Genomic DNA, 18,726 nt, shown 5'->3' with positions numbered 1-18,726 from the left:
AATTTTAGTGTCGTTTTAATTAAAACTGATATTGAACGCCTACTGCAACACTGCGCCCTGGGGCTTGGATCACACCTCGATATGCACCAAGAGCGCTGCTGTATTGTTGATCGGTGAGGTTACGGCCATATAAGCTAATGGCGAGTGATTCAACAGGCGTATACTTTAGGGTTAAATCCCATCGGGTGTAACCTATGCCTGAACTTTCATCGAGGAGTCGTTCTTCTTTTAAAGGTTTTATATCTAAAAGACCCTTTCTATCGGAAAGCCTACGCATGGTGACTCTGGCGTCCAGAGTTCTGTGTAATAAACGAGTACCTAAATAAGCGGTTAACTTATCTTGACTAGGAAAAGGAGAATAGAATGTACGACCGCATGGACTCTGTGGAATCGTCCCTACTGCATCTGGTAGTACATGCGGATTATAACACTGCGATCCTTCATCAACATCAACGACAGAGCCTGATACACCCCCATAAATAAAGCCTGCATCATAATTAATGGCTAATTCAGATCCTTTTATTTTCACTGGTTCGGTTCTATTCACAAATGCTTGTGTCGTGGTTCCTTTGTTATCATTAGTTATCACACCTAAATGCATAATCATATAATCATCAATTTTGGTACGGTAATGAGACAGTGCAAGTGTTAAAGAGTCATCCTGGGTTAACACTTGGTTAAAGTTAAATTTTAAACCTAGATCAAGGTTCGTTGAGGTTTCAGCTTTAAGTTCAGGGCTTGGAATAAGAGCGGATACAAATGCGCCTACGTTAGGTGTTCCTCCCGCTATTAAGGTCTCTGTTAAACTTGGTGGTCGCCAGCCTTTGCCATAATTAGATGTTATTTCCATAAAATCAAAAGGACGTAACGATAGACCAAACGTAGGAGAAATACCTGTGTCAGTGTTGTCAACCGTGAAAGTTTCATCTATTCCCGCCGGGTTAATGTCTCCTAGTTTAGTGTTTACACGAGCATCACCCTGTAAATTGTATCTATCGTAGCGAACACCGGCAAATAAAGATAACCATTCTTGATAATCAAGGCGACTATCTAAGTATATACTTGTTAATGCACGGCGACCGTCTGGTGTGGACGCGATACCTGATGCAGCACCGTCGGGCCCGTTGATCTCCCGTGGTTTAGTTGTATCAAGCGCAGCTTCAAAGCCATAATTAGCACTAAAGAGCGTATCACCAAAATCAATAAAGGATTGGTTATTGACAACTAGACCATAAGTGTCTGTTTCATAAGTTGATGTTTGTGCAGAGCAGCGCTTACCGGTCGAGAAATAAAATTTAGTAGGAAACATTTGACAGTATCCTTGGGCGCCTTGTGAAATGTCCGGTGATTTGGGGAAGTATTCATCCAATTGAGTATTTGCTCGATACACCTTAGCATTAAGATTCAACCATGGACTATCTGATTTAAAACTATAATCAAGGCTAATATTTTCATTCGCTATTTTATTGTTTGTTTTAAAAAGCCAGTACTGCTGGTAAGTGCCTGAATAAGCCGCGTAATCTACGGCGTTAAATTCAGATTTTGTTTTTATATAACTGAACTTAAGGCTTTGCTGTTCAGTAATATTCCAGCGTATTTTACCTAATACCGATTCTATCGAGTAGCCTGTTTTGTAGGTATCAAGGAGATGTTCTGGTACCGCAAATTTCGTTGGAGTACGACGGCCTGATGAACGGTCAGCCCGCCCTGGACCGATAATGCTTTTGCCTTTTTTTCCCATCCGGTAATCATCGGTTTTGGTTTTGGTAATAGCCCCCATAACAGCAACATTATCCGTGATATTATAACCTGCGGTTAAGCTTGATTTTACTTTATTGCCGTTTGACCATTTACCAACACCCGTTTCACCACGGATAATAATACCGCCATCATCACCGTCTTTGATCACATCGTCAAAATCAACGGTTCTAAAGCTAACTTGCCCACCGATAGTGCCCAAACCTCCCGCACCAGATGACAGTCCTTTATTAATCTTAATTGACTGAAGTAGTTCAGGATCAACCATTAAAGAGCCATTTTGATCTTGATAACCACTTCGCTGAAAATTCTGGCGCATGCCGTCAATATTGGTATTTACGCGGCCGAAATCTTGTACTCCTCGCATATTGACGCTTAGCATAGGGTTAGCATAGCTCATCGGGGTATAAACACTTGTTGCATCTTGTAGCATTTCCGCCGCATGACGGTGTGAGGTCGCATCCAGTTCAGCTTTGTCAATCGTTATTATTTTTGTACCCTGTACATGGTCGATATCTAGCGTATCGGTTACAAGAGTATGTCCAATGCCCGCAGACTCGTCAGCGGTTGATACTGCAGTACTTGCTAACGCTTGTGAAAATACACTGCTAGTGCATAAAGCAGCACTGATGCAGAGTATTAATTTTGATTTATTTTTATCCATTATCGTTATTAATCCTTATATATCCATATTCAGTGATATTGATGACAGCGCCAATATCACCGGTGAGACCTATAGTAATAACGCTAATGATAATCTTAATGCGAATCGTTCTCACCTTTTTGTAGGGTGGATTAAGCCATGAGATGAAATTAATGTCAATCATAAAATTACCCAATTTTGGTTATTTTATCAATGAGTGTAATTTTTCAATAATGCGTAGTTTTATTTTGAAAATAGAATGTTAGTTAGTTTAGTGTGGGGGGGAATCGAGGATTAATAGTATAACTGAGCGTTAATATTTAGTTTTTAATTTAATTTATTAACTTGAATTGAGGTCGTTCATATATAAAACGAGCTGTTAAGCTCGTTTTATATGATGTTTAAAAACTTGGCATTCAGCAATGTAATGGCATCGCGGATATTAGTTTTTTTCACTTGCGGCTTTTTCTTCGGCAATCACCTGTTCTGGTAATTGGCTCATGAAGTATCCGCAAATATTGTCATTCACCATGGTACGTGGACCATGTGGATGGGCAATATGTTTGTAAGGTGCATGATGATGGCCGTGACTATGAGAGTGACCATGGTCGTGCGAATGGTCATGACTATTACTGTGTTCATGACTATGCTCACCTTCAGCTTTAAATTCAGCATGATGGTGGTGAACATCAACTTCGCCACGTGCTAGGCGCGCCTGGAAGTCGGCCATTAGGGTAATACTTGGCGCTGGTTCGGCAATGGTTTCATTGATACGTAGCTCAAAAGTATTGATCACATGGTCTTGTGCACGCAGGTAATCCGCTTTGAAAAACGTAACGTCAGGGTTTTCATTGGCCACTTTATCAACGTAATTGTAGATACGGTCGATTAGCTTACCACCGAATAAGAAATAAGGTGCCACCACGATCTTTTTGAAGCCGAGCTTCAGAGCCATTTCTAAACCACGGCCTACAGACGGGAAGGTAACACCAGAATAAACTGTTTCTGACCAGCCAAATCCCAGATTTTCACAAGCGATACGCGTCAGTTTCGCAGCATCGGCATTCGCATCAACAACCGATGTACCACGACCAACCACAACCAGCATGGTATCGTAAAGTTCACCCGCAGCTGGGATCGTGTCGTGACCAAGTGCATTGAGAATACGCTGTTGAAACGCCATGATCATTTCATCATGTAAACCTAATTCTTTACCGTATTCGATAGTCAAATTAGGGTGCTTGGCTTGATACGTCGTTAATACCGATGGAATGTCATTTTTAGCATGAGTTGCCGCAAATAGCATACCCGGAACTGCATGGATCGTTGTGACACCTTGGGCCACTAAACGATCTAATGCGGTATGCATATTCGGCGCAGAATATTCCAGAAAGCCATATTCAACTTTCAATTCTGGATGACGTTCTTTTAGTCCCTTTGCTAATAAAGAAAACTCTTCTTCAGCGAGCTTCGCACGGCTGCCGTGCCCACAAATAAGAACACCTGAAGTTTCAGGCAATGTTGCAATTGTTGTCATGATTAATACCTCTGCGCGCCAGTATACGACAAAATAGTTAAACACTGATAATGCTTTATAGTGTAAGGCTCCAACTTATAACAATAAACAAACATTGTAATAACCCAAGTCTCAAATTATAATTTCAGCACTTTTCGCTCATCAACATGGCAGTTTGGAGCTATACATGCAATTAAACAAAATCCCCGTTACCGTAGTTACCGGTTTTCTTGGCAGTGGTAAAACCACCTTACTTTCTAATATTTTAAAACAAGCTGCGGGCAAACGTATCGCTGTTATCGTTAATGAATTTGGCGAATTGGATATTGATGCGGATTTATTACGCAGTTGCCCTCTCGATTGTGACGATGAATCGACACCGCAGCGTCAGGGGGTGAACGGTATTTATGAATTAGCCAATGGCTGTATCTGTTGTACGGTAGAAGAAGAATTTTTACCTGTGATGAAAGAGTTAGTCGCACGTCGTGATGATATCGACCACATTCTTATTGAAACCAGTGGCCTAGCATTACCTAAGCCCTTGGTTCAGGCATTCAATTGGCCAGAGATAAAGCAATATTGTACGGTAGATGCGGTTATCACTCTGATTGATGGCCCGGCTGTTGCTGCGGGTCGTTTTGCCAATGATACCGACAAAGTACAAGCACAACGTTTGGCAGATGAAAGCTTAGATCACGATCCAAGTTTACAAGAATTATTGGATGATCAATTAAGTGCTGCAGACTTAGTGGTGGTCAGTAAAAACGATTTACTGACCGACGCTGAGCGTGAACAGGTTAAAATTGTGGTTGCGAACCGAGTTCCGGATGCCGTTAAAACCATTTATGTCGACAATGGTGACATTGCCCTAGACGTTATAATGGGCTTAGATGCGGCTGCGGAAGAGCAAATTGATCATCTGCATAACCATCATGATCATCATCATGCCCATGGCGCACATCACGACCACGCACACGACCACTTCGATTCATTTGTGCTGAAGTTTGGTGAAGTGGATGGTCCACGTTTACAACAGATCTTAACGCAATTATTAACTGAGCATAATATCTTCCGTGCCAAAGGTTTTGCGGCCTTACCGGGTAAACCTATGCGTCAAGTATTGCAAGCTGTGGGTGAACGCCTTGATGTGCATTTTGATCGTATGTGGAATAGCGATGAAGTACGTCAAACTCAGTTGGTGGTGATTGGTAAAAACCTTGACCGTAATGTGCTGGAAAGTGCGTTGCAACAAGCCGTTATTGGCGCTGATGATGCTGTAACTGCTTAATGCATTTATTGGCGGCACAACCCGGTGGTTTCACCGATGACGAAGGTATCATTGATCTTGAGCAATCACCTGCGGACATTGTTATTTTGTCAGCCGCCGATAGTTCATTGGCGGCATTGGCCAGTGCCGCTGAAGCATTAGACCCTGATTTCCCCTCCATCCGGTTAGCCAACTGGATGCAGTTATTAAAACCTGCCGCATTCGACCTCTATCAAGATAAAGTACTCGATCACGCCAAAGTGGTGGTGGTGTCTTTATTGGGCGGCGAAAATTACTGGCAGTATGGTTTTGCGCAATTACAGGCATGGTTAGCGGCGGGTTCAGTCAGAAATCCTCGCCAATTAATCATAGTGCCGGGTGATGATACAGCTGATGAGGCATTATTTTCGGCATCAAGTGTCGCTCGTGATGACGCGGTTGCAGTGTGGCGTTATTTGCGAGAGGGTGGCGAAGCCAATATAAACAACCTGTATCATTATCTTGCCAGCCAATACCTCAACCACAATTATGCATGGCGGCCACCACAAGTATTGCCCAATTGCATGTTGTATATGCCCAAAACGATACAGGCAGCGCTGAGGCATGATAAAAAATCGTATCAGCAAGTCAGTTTGAACGACTGGCAGCAGCGTTGGCAGCAAGTCTCTGATCGCGCTGATGTGAGTGAATCAGATCGACCTATTTGTTTATTGCTGTTTTATCGCAGTCATTTACAAAGTGATAATACCGCGATGTTTGATGGTTTAATCGATTGTATTGAGCAGCAGGACATGTTGCCGTTACCTATTGCGATCCAATCATTGAAAGATGATGAGTCTATTGGCCTAGTGAATGAGTTGTTATTACAGACTCAAGCGAAAGTGATCATCAATACCACGGGTTTTTCTTGTAACCGCGCCGCCAGTCCCGATTTAAGCGCTGAACCTAGCTCATTCATCTCACCGTTTAGCCTTAACATTCCTGTATTTCAGTTAGTATTATCCAGTAGTACCGAACAAGATTGGCTGGATTACAAACAAGGTTTACGCAGTCGTGATATTGCCATGCAAGTGGTATTGCCAGAAATGGATGGTCGTATTCAGACGCGGGCGGTGAGCTTTAAAACCGCCGCTGATTTTAGTGAGCGTTGTCAGACCTCCATCGTTAAATATCAGTTACACCGCGAACGGGCAGAGTTTGTGGTGACCTTGGCCTTTAAATATTGCCAGTTATCGATAAAAGCCAATCAAGACAAACGCATCGCTTTGATTATTGCTAATTATCCCACCAAAGATGGGCGCATTGGTAATGGCGTTGGTTTAGATACCCCCGAGTCAACGGTGAATATCTTAACGGCGTTAGCCGCGGCCAATTATCCGGTCGAAAATATTCCTGAAAATGGCACCGCGCTGATTAATGAGTTACTCGGCTCTATTACTAACAACCCGGATACTTTACATCATTTAGGCTGTTGGCAAAGTATCGCGGTTGATGAATATATGCAGTATCTGCAACAGTTACCGATTGAAAACCAACAAGCGATTTGGGATAAGTGGGGTGGGCCAGAACAGGATCCTAAATATCGGGACGGTCGCTTAATGTTATCTGGTATTCGCTTAGGCCAAACCTTTGTGGGAATTCAGCCTGCGCGGGGTTTTAATATTGACTTAGCCGCAAATTATCACGATCCCGATTTAATTCCGCCACACAGCTATTTGGCGTTTTATTTTTGGTTACGTCATAGCTATCAAGTTGATGCCATTATTCATGTGGGTAAACACGGTAATTTAGAATGGTTACCGGGCAAGGGCAATGCATTATCAGAGAAGTGCTGGCCTGATCTGGTATTGGGGCCGATGCCGAACTTTTATCCTTTTATTGTTAATGATCCGGGGGAAGGCGCACAGGCTAAGCGGCGTATTCAGTCGGTGATTATCGACCATTTAATGCCGCCGATGACCCGCGCGGAAGTCTATGGCGAACTGGCTGAACTTGAAGGGCTGGTGGATGAATATTACCAAGCCATGGGCATGGATGAACAACGCGAACTTTGGTTGCGTGAGGCAATTGTAGATGCGGTGAAGAACTCGCATGTCGCCGAAGAGCTCGGTGGTAATAGTGATAGTTATGGTGATAGTGATAGCAGCGATGACATGTTTGCTGAACTCGATACTTATTTATGTGACATCAAAGAAGCGCAAATACGTCACGGTTTACATATTCTTGGGGTATTACCGCAAGCGGATAAACTCAGCGATACCATCGTCGCGTTGTTACGGTTACCACGCGGTAAAGCGCATCACAGCCAAGGCATATTACATAATCTGGCGTTAGATCTTAATCTACAACAAGCGGGTGAGATATTTGATCCGTTGGCGGCCTGTAGTGATGTTTGGCAAGGGGCGAAACCATCGCTGTTAGCAGAACTCACCGATGACAGTTGGCGCAGTGAATTTGATACCCGTGAGCGTCTAGAGTTGTTAGCCATGCAGTTAGTTAGTGAGCTGGTATTAGTGAATGAAGCGACAATTGAACCGAGCATTGCGACCGATAAATATAATAGCTTAATGACAGCGTTGCCACGCACGATGCAGCAGCTGAGTTATGTCAAAAATACCTTATTAATCGCGTTAGAACAAAGTGTAGAGAATGAAATTTCAGCCTTGTTAGATGGCTTAGCAGGCTTGTTTGTGGAGCCAGGACCGAGTGGTGCCCCCACCCGAGGTCGATTAGATACGTTACCGACGGGACGTAATTTTTTCTCGGTAGATAACCGTTCGATACCGTCACCTGCCGCATGGGCAATTGGTCAACGGTCAACGCAAGCCGTGATTGAACGTCATTTACAAGAACATGGCGATTATCCTAAACAACTTGGGTTATCGGTCTGGGGTACAGCAACCATGCGTACTGGCGGTGATGACATCGCCCAGGCATTTGCGTTAATGGGCATCAAACCTATTTGGGCTCCGGGTTCGCAACGGGTTATCGATTTTGAAATCACTCCCTGTGCATTATTAGGTCGTCCTCGTGTTGATGTTACGTTGCGGGTCTCTGGCTTCTTCCGCGATGCGTTTCCCAATGTGATGAAACTGTTTGATGCCGCGGTATTGGCATTAGCGGATTATGACGATCCCGGTGCACAAAATACTATTCAACAAAATATTAAGCAGCGAGTACAAGAATTATCTGCGCAAGGCCTAACTGAAACGGAAGCAAAACGCCAAGCGTCCTATCGGGTATTTGGTAGCAAACCCGGGGCTTATGGTGCCGGTTTACAGGGACTGATTGATGAACGTTGTTGGCAACAACAATCAGATCTGGCTGATGCCTATTTGAATTGGGGCGGCTATGCTTACGGCAGTCTTGCCGAGGATGTTGATGGAGTGGTTGCCAGAGGCGCATTTGCAAACCGTTTATCGCAACTTGATGTGGTGATGCACAATCAGGATAACCGTGAACATGATTTACTCGACTCTGATGATTATTATCAATTTCAGGGGGGCATGACTAATGCGGTTCGAGTATTAAAAGATGAAATGCCGGTGGTATATCACAACGATCACTCTAATCCGGCAATGCCAAAGATCAGAACTTTAAAGGAAGAGTTAAACCGCGTGATCCGTTCTCGGGTATTAAATCCGAAATGGATTGAAGCGATGCGTGAACATGGCTACAAAGGCGCGTTTGAAATGGCGGCCAGTATTGATTATATGTTTGCTTATGATGCGACAACCAATTTGATTGATGATTATCAATATGAAAAAGTGGCGGATGCATTAATTTTTGATCAAGAAAACCAAGCCTTTATGCTGGCACATAATGTTAATGCGTTAGAGGAGATGACCGAGCGATTATTAGAAGCAACGCAACGGGGATTATGGCAGGAACCGGGTGACTACAGTGGCAAGTTACAATCGTTATTGTTAGACCTCGATGCCAAACAAGAAAGCTCGAATTAAAACAGATTTTATTTACAGGGATGAAAGGTACCGTATGTTTGATGTTAAAACGCTGGATCGCACTGACCAAGAATTTATTCAGAACAAGATCAATAATAAAACCAAACCACCGGGCGCATTGGGTGCGTTAGAATCGCTAGCTCTGCAATTAGCGCTTATCACGGGCAAAGAGTCGATCAGCCTTAAGCAGCCGACGATATTAGTGTTCGCTGGTGATCATGGCATTGCCGAAGAAGGTATCAGTATTGCGCCGTCAGCGGTAACGCAGCAAATGGTGCTGAATTTTCTCAACGGTGGCGCGGCAATCAATTGTTTTTGTCGCAGTAACCAAATCGCCATGGACGTGATCGATGCCGGTATTTTGTTACCTGTAACGGATGAACGCTTAACCATGCAATCACTCGGTAATGGCACGGCTAACTTTACTAAACAAGCGGCGATGACATTAGCCAGCGTTGAGCAAGGTTTACAGTTTGGTGCTGATGTGGCGATTAAACATTTGGATAATGGCAGTAATGTATTAGGTTTTGGTGAGATGGGCATAGGGAATACCTCGTCTGCGGCGGCGATCATGTCTGCCATTACTAAGCTACCGGTTGCAGACTGCGCTGGTCGTGGTACCGGCATTTCTGATGACGCTTACGCTAAGAAAATTACGTTAATTAAACAGGCGATGGCATTGCATGAAGGTAAACTTGATTCGGCAATGGACATTATGGCCAGCGTTGGTGGTTTTGAGATCGTGCAGATAACCGGTGCTATGTTAGCAACGGCGCAGCGTCAAAGCATTATCATGGTCGATGGTTTTATTACCACTGCTGCAGCAATGTTAGCGGTGATGATAGAGCCTAATTGTCAGCAATACATGGTGTTCTGTCATCAATCACAAGAGCAAGGTCATCAATTAATGCTTAAACACCTTGATGTTGATGCGTTACTGACGTTAGATTTACGCTTAGGTGAAGGCACTGGTGTGGCATTAGCTTATCCATTATTACAAGCAGCAGCCAGTTTTTATAATGATATGGCTAGCTTTGCAGCGGCAGGTATTGACGCGGTATGATGAATCGAGTCAAAGTTGAGTTAGCACTGTTTTGGTTGGCATTGGGATTCTTTTCTCGTATTCCAGTGCCCGCTAATTTAGATTTTAGTGCCAATAAGTTAAATCAATCTTGTCGTTATTTTCCGGTGGTGGGCTGGCTAATTGGCGGTTGTTGCAGTGCGGTATATTACTTTACTCAACTTTATTTTAGTGTCGACATTGCCATCTTGTTTGCCATGCTTACTGGCGTATTGCTTACTGGAGCGTTTCACGAAGACGGTCTGATGGATTCGGCTGATGGACTCGGTGGTGGTTGGACGCGCGAACAGAAACTCGCGATCATGAAAGACTCGCGGGTTGGCAGTTATGGATCGATTGCCATCTGGTTTGTATTAACGATTAAATTTGCGTTGTTATTGAGTTATAGCAACATCAGTGTCTCTAGTTATAACAGCGTCATGCTGGCATTACTTATTGCTCATCCGTTAAGTCGGACGGTAGCAACTGTGATGATGTTTATCTCACCTTACGTACGTGAAACCGCCGATACTAAATCTAAATCTGTGGCTGAACCTAAGCAACGTAGTGATTTATATATCAGCTTAATATTAGGATTGTTACCACTATTACTGCTGCCTGAATTAATCTTGCCTATGCTATTTGCATTAGTGGTGTTTGTGTTTTGTTTTCGTCGTTTTGTGCATAAACAAGTGGGTGGAATCACCGGTGATTTACTTGGTTTAGCGCAGCAACTCAGTGAGTTATTAATTTATATGGTATTAATTATAGGACTGCAAGGATGATCCATTTAGTCATTGGTGGTGCTCGTTCGGGCAAGAGTGTCTATGCTGAAAACCTCGCGGGTGAATTAAGCCAAAGCCCTGATCAGTACAGCCCGAGTAAGAAAAATACAGGTAAAAAATTAATTTATCTCGCCACTGCAACCATCTACGACGATGAAATGCAGCAACGCATTGACTTACATAAGCAACGTCGTGATCAGAATTGGTCGCTGGTGGAAGAACCTTTGCAACTGGCGAGTTGTTTGCAAACATTATCGGGCACCAATGCCGTGGTACTGATTGACTGCATGACCTTGTGGTTAAGCAATTGGATCTGTTCTGATAACTTTGCTGGATTTGGATCTCAACGCCAGGCATTTATCACTGCGTTAACGACGTTCGAGGGCGACTGTGTGATTGTCAGTAACGAAGTCGGTAGTGGTATTGTGCCGATGGGCGAGTTGTCCCGCAGTTTTGTTGATCATGCAGGTTGGTTAAATCAGGCGATAGCGAAGGTGTCTGATAAAGCGACGTTAGTGGTGGCTGGATTACCGTTAGCATTGAAAGGGGGGTAGATGCAGACTGAATTGTATTTAGTGCGTCATGGCGAACCGCAGATCCGTAATGCGTTATTAGGCCGTACTAATCCGGAATTGTCTGAATTAGGTTGGCAGAAAATGCTCGACATTAGCGCCAATCTTACTGATATTGATGTGATGATCGCATCACCTTTACAGCGTTGTGCGTTATTCGCTGAATACATAGCAGCGCAACAACAATTGCCTTTATATATTAAACCTGACTTTGTTGAGTTTGATTTTGGTGATTGGGATGGCCGTTCTTATCAGGATTTACACAATGACTTTCCGCAAGACATGCACAATTTTTTTATCGATCCGGCTAACAATACCCCACCGAATGGGGAGTCATTAGCGGATTTTTCACAACGTGTTGAAACTGCATTACTGAGTGTATTACAACAGCATCAAGGTAAGCGTATTGCATTGTTTGTGCATTCAGGGGTGATCCGTACGTTAATCGCTTGGTGTTTAAAAATAGATTATCTGCAAGGCGTACAATTTCAGCGGATTAAAATTGATTACGCCAGCATTAGCCACATCAGTGTATTTGCCCATGAAGGCGAGCATTTTCCGCAATTGTGTTATACCAATAAAGTCGCGGATCCAAAATAACAAACATTGCCAAAACAAATGGAATTATAGGGTAGGGTAAAATAATGACAGAAATGACCGAAGTAGAAAAACATTTACGTAAGTCTCGTAACCGTAAAATCAAGGTGGAAAAAGGCGTCGAAAAAGCCAAAGAAGAACGCGGTATTATGTTGGTGATCACGGGGAATGGTAAAGGTAAATCAACAGCGGGTTTTGGTAATGTCACGCGCTGCGTCGGCCATGGTTATAAAGCGGCAGTGGTGCAGTTTATTAAAGGTAAATGGGATTGCGGTGAGCGTAACCTGTTAGAAAAACATGGAGTCCCTTTTGCGGTGATGGGCACTGGCTTTACTTGGAATACCCAAGACCGAGAGGTGGATATTGCTGCGGCTAAAATCGTATGGGAACAGGCTAAAGTTTTTTTAAAAGATCCGGATATTCACGTGGTGTTGCTGGATGAATTAACTTACATGCTAAGTTATGATTACTTGCCGAAAGACGAAATCCTTGATGCATTAAAGAACCGCCCACGCGAGCAATCTGTGGTTGTCACTGGCCGTCGAGCCAGTGCTGAGTTAATTGAAATGGCTGACACCGTCAGTGATATTCAAGATACCAAACATGCATTCAGAGCCGGGATTAAAATTAGAAAAGGCGTTGATTGGTAGTTTGAATTAGATTATTGGTTAGTGAATGTAACCCCAAGTAATAGGCATCACTTGGGGGTGTTTTCAAAATGACCACAATGAGACTATTTTATAGATCTGTACTATCTTGTTTATAGACATAATAGCTTAGAGCTTCAAAGGATAGGGTTCGTATTACAGAAAGTATAGCGAAATTGAGGTTAACGCCTCACTAAAGTGCACATTTTTATCGTCACGTTTCATTACCACCAGATTACAAATATATTGGTGATCGCATCTAAAGGGATTTTGTTAAGGAGAACTTGCTTATTTTCATTATCCCACCAATCACTTGGTAACAGCTTCTTATTAATGCTAATCCATGCATTTAATTCATCTAGCGCAAGGACCACAACGTCCATATCTGGTGAGGCATTCAAATTTGGATAAGCCTTCTTTATATCTTTATAGTTTGAGCCTAAACCAATGTTTGAACCAGTTCTAAATCTATCATCTAAGATTAGAACTCTATTTATTTTTCTCGTTAAATCAGCCTTACCATATGGGGTGATAGTTAACAAATGATTTCCTAAGCCATCATAAATTTCAAAGTCATCATATTCAGGCTCTCCAAACTCCCCATAACCGATTACTTTTTTAATCTGGTTTTTAGGAAGAAAATCCATAACTTCTTTTACCGTCATTCCTTTCTTTATTGGTCCTACAGCATCAGGTGTAATAAGGAAGTTTTTGAATTCATAACTTTGAGCCAATAAAGAATTGGAAAATATTATACAAAATAAGAAGATGTAGATTTTATATGGATTCACTAACCTATCCTTTTAAATATTTACAATATAGCCCCAGAAAGAAGAACAGTACTTAGCAACCCGACTCGTCAATCTCAACTACATATTTGGTCATCGTCACATCTATGTAGTAGTAAGCACGGCACGTTCTGTTATAAGTTCCGTCAGATTTCACCCACATATATTCAGCATAATTAACCGCACCACTCCAAGAACTGGAATTATTAGGGTCTTCCAGTTCCCATCTACCACCCGAAGCAAGGATTAAGTCTCGCATGCTTCTGGGAGAGGGGTAGCCATTAATCATGGTAATTGTAGAGTCGTCTATCACAATGGAGTCATTAGGTTGCTTACCATTAACACGTTGCTTAAGATAGGTCATATCTGCTGCAGCATGTAATGCCCCTGTTAAGCCTTTAAATGAAGCTTTACGTGCTGAATCTGTCAGATTAACGAACTTGGTGAGCGCCACGGATGCCAAGATCCCTAAAATAATAATCACAATAAGCAACTCTACAAGAGTGAAACCTTTAGTGTGTATGGCTTGAGTCATAAATTTACTCCAAAAATTAGTGGCTGCTTACCAAAATACCTTTAGTAGCCGGAGGTAAGATTGCCGCTGCTTGTTAGCACTTCTCATTTTAAGCGCCTTTGTTCAACCCATACATTGGGTTCGTTATTATAGTGATCTCTTATTGGAGTATTCAGTATTAATCATTCACAACAGCAACGATTTAATTTTCTTTAGTAACAATACCTTAACAATTTAAGGCTGCAAGGTAAACGAGCAGCGACCATTGATGACTATTCTCGTGCGGTTCGACACATTTCATCTTATTTTGCTCCGTCCCCGGACGTCTTAACTACCGCTATATCCTCGATTTTAAAATGCCATCGAAAATTTTACCAAATCCCATAATCCAAACATTAACATATCTAGCCATCGCTACGAATGACTATCAAATTATGTTTGATAGTCATTCAAATGAATCACTCTTTTTTATCATCAAAAACTTTGCTAAGTTGAAGTCTGGAAAGGTTGACATGCTATCCTCCGCTTGGCTTCCGTCCAATAATGGAATGTATAAATCAGATGTCGAAGAGATGGAACCATTGCTTGAATTAGGTTTGCATTATAAACCGTATGCACTTTGGAGGGGGACCAGACTATGTGCCGGAAGAGGCGGTTGCGGAGGTAGATGATTTGCTTAAACCTGCAGTGCTTACTCGTATGAAAAAGACATCCAAGGTATTAATCCTGGAGCAGGGATAACGCGATTTTCAATTAAGATGATGGATGAATACAGCCTTAACGATGTTGGATATAAGTTCTATACAAGCAGTGAAGAAGATTGCTTTAATGCATTCGAACAAGCCGTTGTGAATAAAGAGTGGGTAGTCGTTCCGCTATGGAAACCGCAGTTTTTACACCACCAATACACGATCCGTGAGATTGTTGCAGCGCTCGACTATCAGGTCTCCCGCGAAGGAAAGTCTTTGGATGAAGTAACTAAAACATGGTTAACTGAACAAAAAAACAATAATTTAGTACTTAGTTAAGGGGCGAAGATAGCCCCCTTAATTATCCATGAACTTGAATATTATTTGTTCCATAAATATGTCGCTCTAGAATTTTAAGTCTCATATTTATGTCGTTTACATTAAGACGGAATTGTAACCACTTTCCCTGTCGAATTCTTCGATTTTAACTGCGTCATTATTACCCCAGCCAATACCAATGCACCACCGATAAACTGATAACTTGATAGCTGTTCATTAAGAATGAAGGTCGCCATGATCGCAGTAAATACCGGTAATAAATTCATGAACATTGCGCTTTTATCGGCACCGAGATAATGAATACTCTGCATCCATAACCAAGTGGCTAATATCGATGTTGGGATCGCGGCATATAATACCAGTGGTAATGCTTCACTGCTCAGGCTCACTTGGCCGCTATACGCGAGTATAGGCAGTAAGATCATGACCGCAAATACCATCTGCACGTAAAGCGCAATCCAGTTATTAAACGGCAGACGCCAGCGCTTGAGTAATACCCCGTACAGCGAGTAACTACAGGCTGCAATAAGCATGTAGGTATCACCGATATTAATACCCTCAGACAGTAAGTTACTAATTTGACCGTGGCTTAACATATACACCAAACCCGTCATCGAAATAGCCGCGCCGAGCAATGCTTTTTTAGTCAATGAGATTCCGAGTAATGGCACACTAAACATTAAGCTTAATAACGGCACTAAGGCAAAAATTAGCGTCATATGTGTTGCTGTCGTTGTCGCCGCAGCAAAGTAGGCGAGAGATTGGTTAATCGCCATGCCCAATAATGCCAAGAATGCTAATTTAGTTAAATAGGGTTTAATCGCTTGGCGTTTTTTCCATACCGGTTTGATTAAAAAAGGCGTAAGTGTAATTAGGGCTATAAACCAACGATAGAAGGAGATGGTTTCGGGTGAGATAACGTTGGCCGACAAAACATTAACAATGGAATTACCTGACCAAATGATAACCGTGAATAGCGGGAGTAAAAAATACATGGAGATCTGCTTGCGTATAAAAAGGCGATTGTAGCAGAGAATATAGTGTTATTGGGAAGTACTTATTTCTAGAATCATATGACCGCAGAGGTAACCTAGGTGACTTAATGTGGATAGTGGTATCACCTAGGATTTTATTCTAGCGATTAGCTTACTGTACTAATGTTTTTTGTTTCACTTTCTGCTTAACTACAGTTTCATTAAATATCAGTGATAGCAAAATGATACCGCCGCCTAACGCCAGTTTAACTAAGTCGGCATCACGGTTCCAAATTACCAGATTAACCAGTAAACCCAGTGGTACTAGCACGTTATTCATCGCGGCTAACGTCCCTGCATTCACCAAACATGCGCCTTTATTCCACATGAAGTAACCTAAACCCGACGCGATAATACCAAGGTAAGTTAATACCCCCCATTGCGTAGTAGTCGTCGGCATTTTTTCTGTGCTGCCCAGTAACATGAACGCGATAACGGCAACCAGGAATGCGCCAATATAGAACAGACCAAATACTTCACTGTGTTTCACATCTTTTAATTCGTTTTCAGATAGTTTTTTATAAGCCACTTGGCCAATCGCCATGGCCATATTCGCACCTTGCACAACGAGGAAACCAACGACGAAACCTTCGTTAATACCGGCATATTTAATGACCACTGCACCCAATACCGCGATGATCGCAGTAATTAAATACCAAGGGTTGAAGCGAGAATGTAATAAATCATCAATTAAGGTCACGTAAATCGGGGTAAATACGGTAAACAGCAACACTTCTGGTACAGATAACAGCAAGAAGGATTGATAATAAAATCCGTACATAATACCCAGCTGACAAGCACCAATCGCCATGACTTTAGCCATTGTGGTACGCGATAAGTTGCCCAATTTTAAGAATGGGATAAATACCAACATGGCTAAGCCGATGCGGAATAGTACCGAGAACCAAGCATCAACCTGACCCGCCAGATAAACGCCGATAAGGCTAAATGAAAAAGCCCATACCAAGTTTGTAATGATTAAAAAGTGCATTGATGGTTACCTTAATTAATTTTGTATGGGGTTGCAGGTGTCAATAAAGTGTAAATTACTCGTCTTAGAGTTTATATTTTGTCTAAATTGCATTACAGTTTTGTGTTTGAAATTTGATGGTTAGATTTACATCGGGGTGATAAATACACACTTGTAAACAATTAAGCCTATTCATCACCATGACTATTATTTTATAGCGACCAATGACAGCGAGATTTATAAAACAATGAAACTTAGTGCTTTATTTATCTTTACCATTAATGTGCTGGTGGCCTGGAGTACTTATGCGAGTACTGCAACTGTTAGTCACCAAAACATAAAGCTTAACTTAAACCCAGGTGCGGCAGTAACATCATCTGCAAAGCGTATTTACCAACTAGAAAAAAGTCCTGCTATTGGCAAGATGGTCACACCATCTACCGCCGAGCTCTGCAGTGTTGCTAAAGGCACTGTGGATTACCTTGCCTTAGGTAAAGATTACGACCCCGGTATTATTACCGCTGGCATGACGGCGCAATTTGGTGGTGATTTAGAACGAGTAAAACGCACTCTCAATTTTATTTGCCAAATAGAGCAAGAAGATAAATTAACCGGTGCGCCAAGCCGTTTGATGGACGCTGAGTTTATTGCCCAACATTTTGATGTGATCCGCTGGATGCCAGATAAAAAGCAAGCGCAGGGCTTTGCCAAAAATAAACCGCTGTTAAAAAACATGCCTGACGATAAAATTTTACTGACCAAATATTATATTAAACTCGCTAAAGGAACTGCGAAGCAAACCCCTGAAACCCCTTATGCGTTATATGCCATTCCGAATGATGAAAAAGATCTAACACTTGAGCAAGCTAATGCTGAACTGAGTTTGACTCGCCATCAACTCACTAAGCAGGATGTAATCACGGGTATTTTAGATAAAGATGAGTTAGCCGAGCCTATGGTATGGCTGTCGCGTTACGATTTAGAAGACTCATTAATGCAAGGCACAGTAAAAGTCGACATTACTAATGATGAGAGTATCAGTGGCGATAGTAGCGAGATCACTAGCCAGTTTTTTAATGTGCATCGTAATAACGGCATCGGTTATCAGCGTAATCTAAAGAAAGAAGAACAAGGTCGTTACTGGTACTTCAAGAAAACGAATTCTGTAATGGGCTACGGTAAAGATGCTAATTATAAGATCCCGGTTTATCCGTTAGTGACGGTTGCAGGTGATCTAGCGCATTTAGGTTTAGGTAAGTTAATTATGCTGACGCACAATGGCGAAAGTCGATTAACGGTATTAGCAGACACGGGTGGTGCATTTGAAAACAACCAATATCAGCTAGATTACCTCGGTGGTTATTTTAAAAACTGGGATGACTATATTAATACTTATCGTACTTTCCCTGATTACTTCGAAGCGCGGATATTGTTGCTGAAAGATAAATAAATTGAGTCGCTTCAACTCAAATATTGTTAGTTGATCGCTAAAACGCAAAAAACCAGCCGAAGCTGGTTTTTTCATATTCACTAATATTCTTATTTAACTGATAAGAAGATTACCTATGAGGTTCTAAATTAGAAC

General features: G+C 42.2%; 15 protein-coding genes. 9 read left to right on the top strand and 6 right to left on the bottom strand.

Annotated features, from left to right (window positions below):
• Positions 1-19: 19 nt before the first annotated feature.
• Positions 20-2,422 (bottom strand): TonB-dependent receptor, encoded by a 2,403-nt coding sequence (locus HRT96_RS20155; RefSeq protein ID WP_293160172.1) that lies wholly within the window; start codon positions 2,420-2,422, stop codon positions 20-22.
• Between the two features lie 421 nt (positions 2,423-2,843).
• Positions 2,844-3,938 (bottom strand): sirohydrochlorin chelatase, encoded by a 1,095-nt coding sequence (locus HRT96_RS20150; protein ID WP_293160170.1) that lies wholly within the window; start codon positions 3,936-3,938, stop codon positions 2,844-2,846.
• A gap of 166 nt (positions 3,939-4,104) precedes the next feature.
• On the opposite strand from HRT96_RS20150, the gene cobW reads away from it, so the two are divergent.
• The 7 genes from cobW to cobO are packed head-to-tail and all read left to right on the top strand — an operon-like array spanning position 4,105 to position 12,810.
• Positions 4,105-5,205: a cobalamin biosynthesis protein CobW gene (cobW, locus tag HRT96_RS20145; protein ID WP_293160168.1), complete on the top strand. Its 1,101-nt coding sequence runs from the start codon at positions 4,105-4,107 to the stop codon at positions 5,203-5,205.
• Complete coding sequence (gene cobN / locus HRT96_RS20140) at positions 5,205-9,146, top strand: cobaltochelatase subunit CobN (protein ID WP_293160166.1); 3,942 nt, start codon at positions 5,205-5,207, stop codon at positions 9,144-9,146. The genes cobW and cobN overlap by 1 nt, the downstream gene beginning before the upstream one ends.
• Positions 9,147-9,180: 34 nt before the next feature.
• On the top strand, positions 9,181-10,209 hold the full coding sequence (gene cobT / locus HRT96_RS20135; protein ID WP_293160164.1) for a nicotinate-nucleotide--dimethylbenzimidazole phosphoribosyltransferase: 1,029 nt from the start codon (positions 9,181-9,183) through the stop codon (positions 10,207-10,209).
• Complete coding sequence (locus tag HRT96_RS20130) at positions 10,206-10,991, top strand: adenosylcobinamide-GDP ribazoletransferase (RefSeq protein ID WP_293160162.1); 786 nt, start codon at positions 10,206-10,208, stop codon at positions 10,989-10,991. The genes cobT and HRT96_RS20130 overlap by 4 nt, the downstream gene beginning before the upstream one ends.
• Positions 10,988-11,545, top strand: coding sequence for a bifunctional adenosylcobinamide kinase/adenosylcobinamide-phosphate guanylyltransferase (gene cobU, locus HRT96_RS20125; RefSeq protein WP_293160160.1), 558 nt, complete (start codon positions 10,988-10,990; stop codon positions 11,543-11,545). The genes HRT96_RS20130 and cobU overlap by 4 nt, the downstream gene beginning before the upstream one ends.
• Positions 11,546-12,163, top strand: coding sequence for a histidine phosphatase family protein (locus HRT96_RS20120; RefSeq protein ID WP_293160158.1), 618 nt, complete (start codon positions 11,546-11,548; stop codon positions 12,161-12,163).
• A gap of 44 nt (positions 12,164-12,207) precedes the next feature.
• Positions 12,208-12,810 (top strand): cob(I)yrinic acid a,c-diamide adenosyltransferase, encoded by a 603-nt coding sequence (cobO, locus tag HRT96_RS20115; RefSeq protein ID WP_293160156.1) that lies wholly within the window; start codon positions 12,208-12,210, stop codon positions 12,808-12,810.
• A gap of 221 nt (positions 12,811-13,031) precedes the next feature.
• Here the strand turns inward: cobO and HRT96_RS20110 are convergent, their stop codons facing one another.
• Positions 13,032-13,598 carry a hypothetical protein gene (locus HRT96_RS20110; protein ID WP_293160154.1) on the bottom strand — a complete coding sequence of 189 codons (567 nt, stop codon included), beginning with the start codon at positions 13,596-13,598 and terminating at the stop codon, positions 13,032-13,034.
• A gap of 52 nt (positions 13,599-13,650) precedes the next feature.
• Entirely contained in the window at positions 13,651-14,130 is a 480-nt protein-coding gene (locus tag HRT96_RS20105) for a prepilin-type N-terminal cleavage/methylation domain-containing protein (RefSeq protein WP_293160152.1), read from the bottom strand.
• 689 nt (positions 14,131-14,819) lie between these two features.
• On the opposite strand from HRT96_RS20105, the gene HRT96_RS20100 reads away from it, so the two are divergent.
• Positions 14,820-15,137 (top strand): glycine betaine ABC transporter substrate-binding protein, encoded by a 318-nt coding sequence (locus HRT96_RS20100; RefSeq protein ID WP_293160222.1) that lies wholly within the window; start codon positions 14,820-14,822, stop codon positions 15,135-15,137.
• A gap of 101 nt (positions 15,138-15,238) precedes the next feature.
• Here the strand turns inward: HRT96_RS20100 and HRT96_RS20095 are convergent, their stop codons facing one another.
• Entirely contained in the window at positions 15,239-16,132 is an 894-nt protein-coding gene (locus HRT96_RS20095) for a DMT family transporter (protein WP_293160150.1), read from the bottom strand.
• A 151-nt stretch (positions 16,133-16,283) separates the two neighbouring features.
• The gene (locus HRT96_RS20090; protein WP_293160148.1) at positions 16,284-17,162 is read right to left on the bottom strand and encodes a DMT family transporter; all 879 of its coding nucleotides are present in this window, start codon (positions 17,160-17,162) and stop codon (positions 16,284-16,286) included.
• A 226-nt stretch (positions 17,163-17,388) separates the two neighbouring features.
• Between HRT96_RS20090 and HRT96_RS20085 the strand changes: the two genes are divergently transcribed.
• Positions 17,389-18,591: a hypothetical protein gene (locus HRT96_RS20085; RefSeq protein WP_293160146.1), complete on the top strand. Its 1,203-nt coding sequence runs from the start codon at positions 17,389-17,391 to the stop codon at positions 18,589-18,591.
• Positions 18,592-18,726 lie beyond the last annotated feature (135 nt).

This window comes from Moritella sp. (assembly GCF_013215705.1).
Lineage (GTDB): Bacteria > Pseudomonadota > Gammaproteobacteria > Enterobacterales > Moritellaceae > Moritella.
This window is presented reverse-complemented; position numbering and strand designations above follow the sequence as displayed.

Bases quoted from the DNA above. Each gene is read 5' to 3' on its own strand.
- HRT96_RS20120 (WP_293160158.1), top strand. From the start codon at position 11,546: ATGCAGACTGAATTGTATTTAGTGCGTCATGGCGAACCGCAGATCCGT.
- cobU (WP_293160160.1), top strand. From the start codon at position 10,988: ATGATCCATTTAGTCATTGGTGGTGCTCGTTCGGGCAAGAGTGTCTAT.
- HRT96_RS20105 (WP_293160152.1), bottom strand. From the start codon at position 14,130: ATGACTCAAGCCATACACACTAAAGGTTTCACTCTTGTAGAGTTGCTT.
- HRT96_RS20085 (WP_293160146.1), top strand. From the start codon at position 17,389: ATGAAACTTAGTGCTTTATTTATCTTTACCATTAATGTGCTGGTGGCC.
- HRT96_RS20155 (WP_293160172.1), bottom strand. From the start codon at position 2,422: ATGGATAAAAATAAATCAAAATTAATACTCTGCATCAGTGCTGCTTTA.
- HRT96_RS20130 (WP_293160162.1), top strand. From the start codon at position 10,206: ATGATGAATCGAGTCAAAGTTGAGTTAGCACTGTTTTGGTTGGCATTG.
- cobN (WP_293160166.1), top strand. From the start codon at position 5,205: ATGCATTTATTGGCGGCACAACCCGGTGGTTTCACCGATGACGAAGGT.
- HRT96_RS20150 (WP_293160170.1), bottom strand. From the start codon at position 3,938: ATGACAACAATTGCAACATTGCCTGAAACTTCAGGTGTTCTTATTTGT.
- cobO (WP_293160156.1), top strand. From the start codon at position 12,208: ATGACAGAAATGACCGAAGTAGAAAAACATTTACGTAAGTCTCGTAAC.
- cobW (WP_293160168.1), top strand. From the start codon at position 4,105: ATGCAATTAAACAAAATCCCCGTTACCGTAGTTACCGGTTTTCTTGGC.
- cobT (WP_293160164.1), top strand. From the start codon at position 9,181: ATGTTTGATGTTAAAACGCTGGATCGCACTGACCAAGAATTTATTCAG.
- HRT96_RS20090 (WP_293160148.1), bottom strand. From the start codon at position 17,162: ATGCACTTTTTAATCATTACAAACTTGGTATGGGCTTTTTCATTTAGC.
- HRT96_RS20095 (WP_293160150.1), bottom strand. From the start codon at position 16,132: ATGTATTTTTTACTCCCGCTATTCACGGTTATCATTTGGTCAGGTAAT.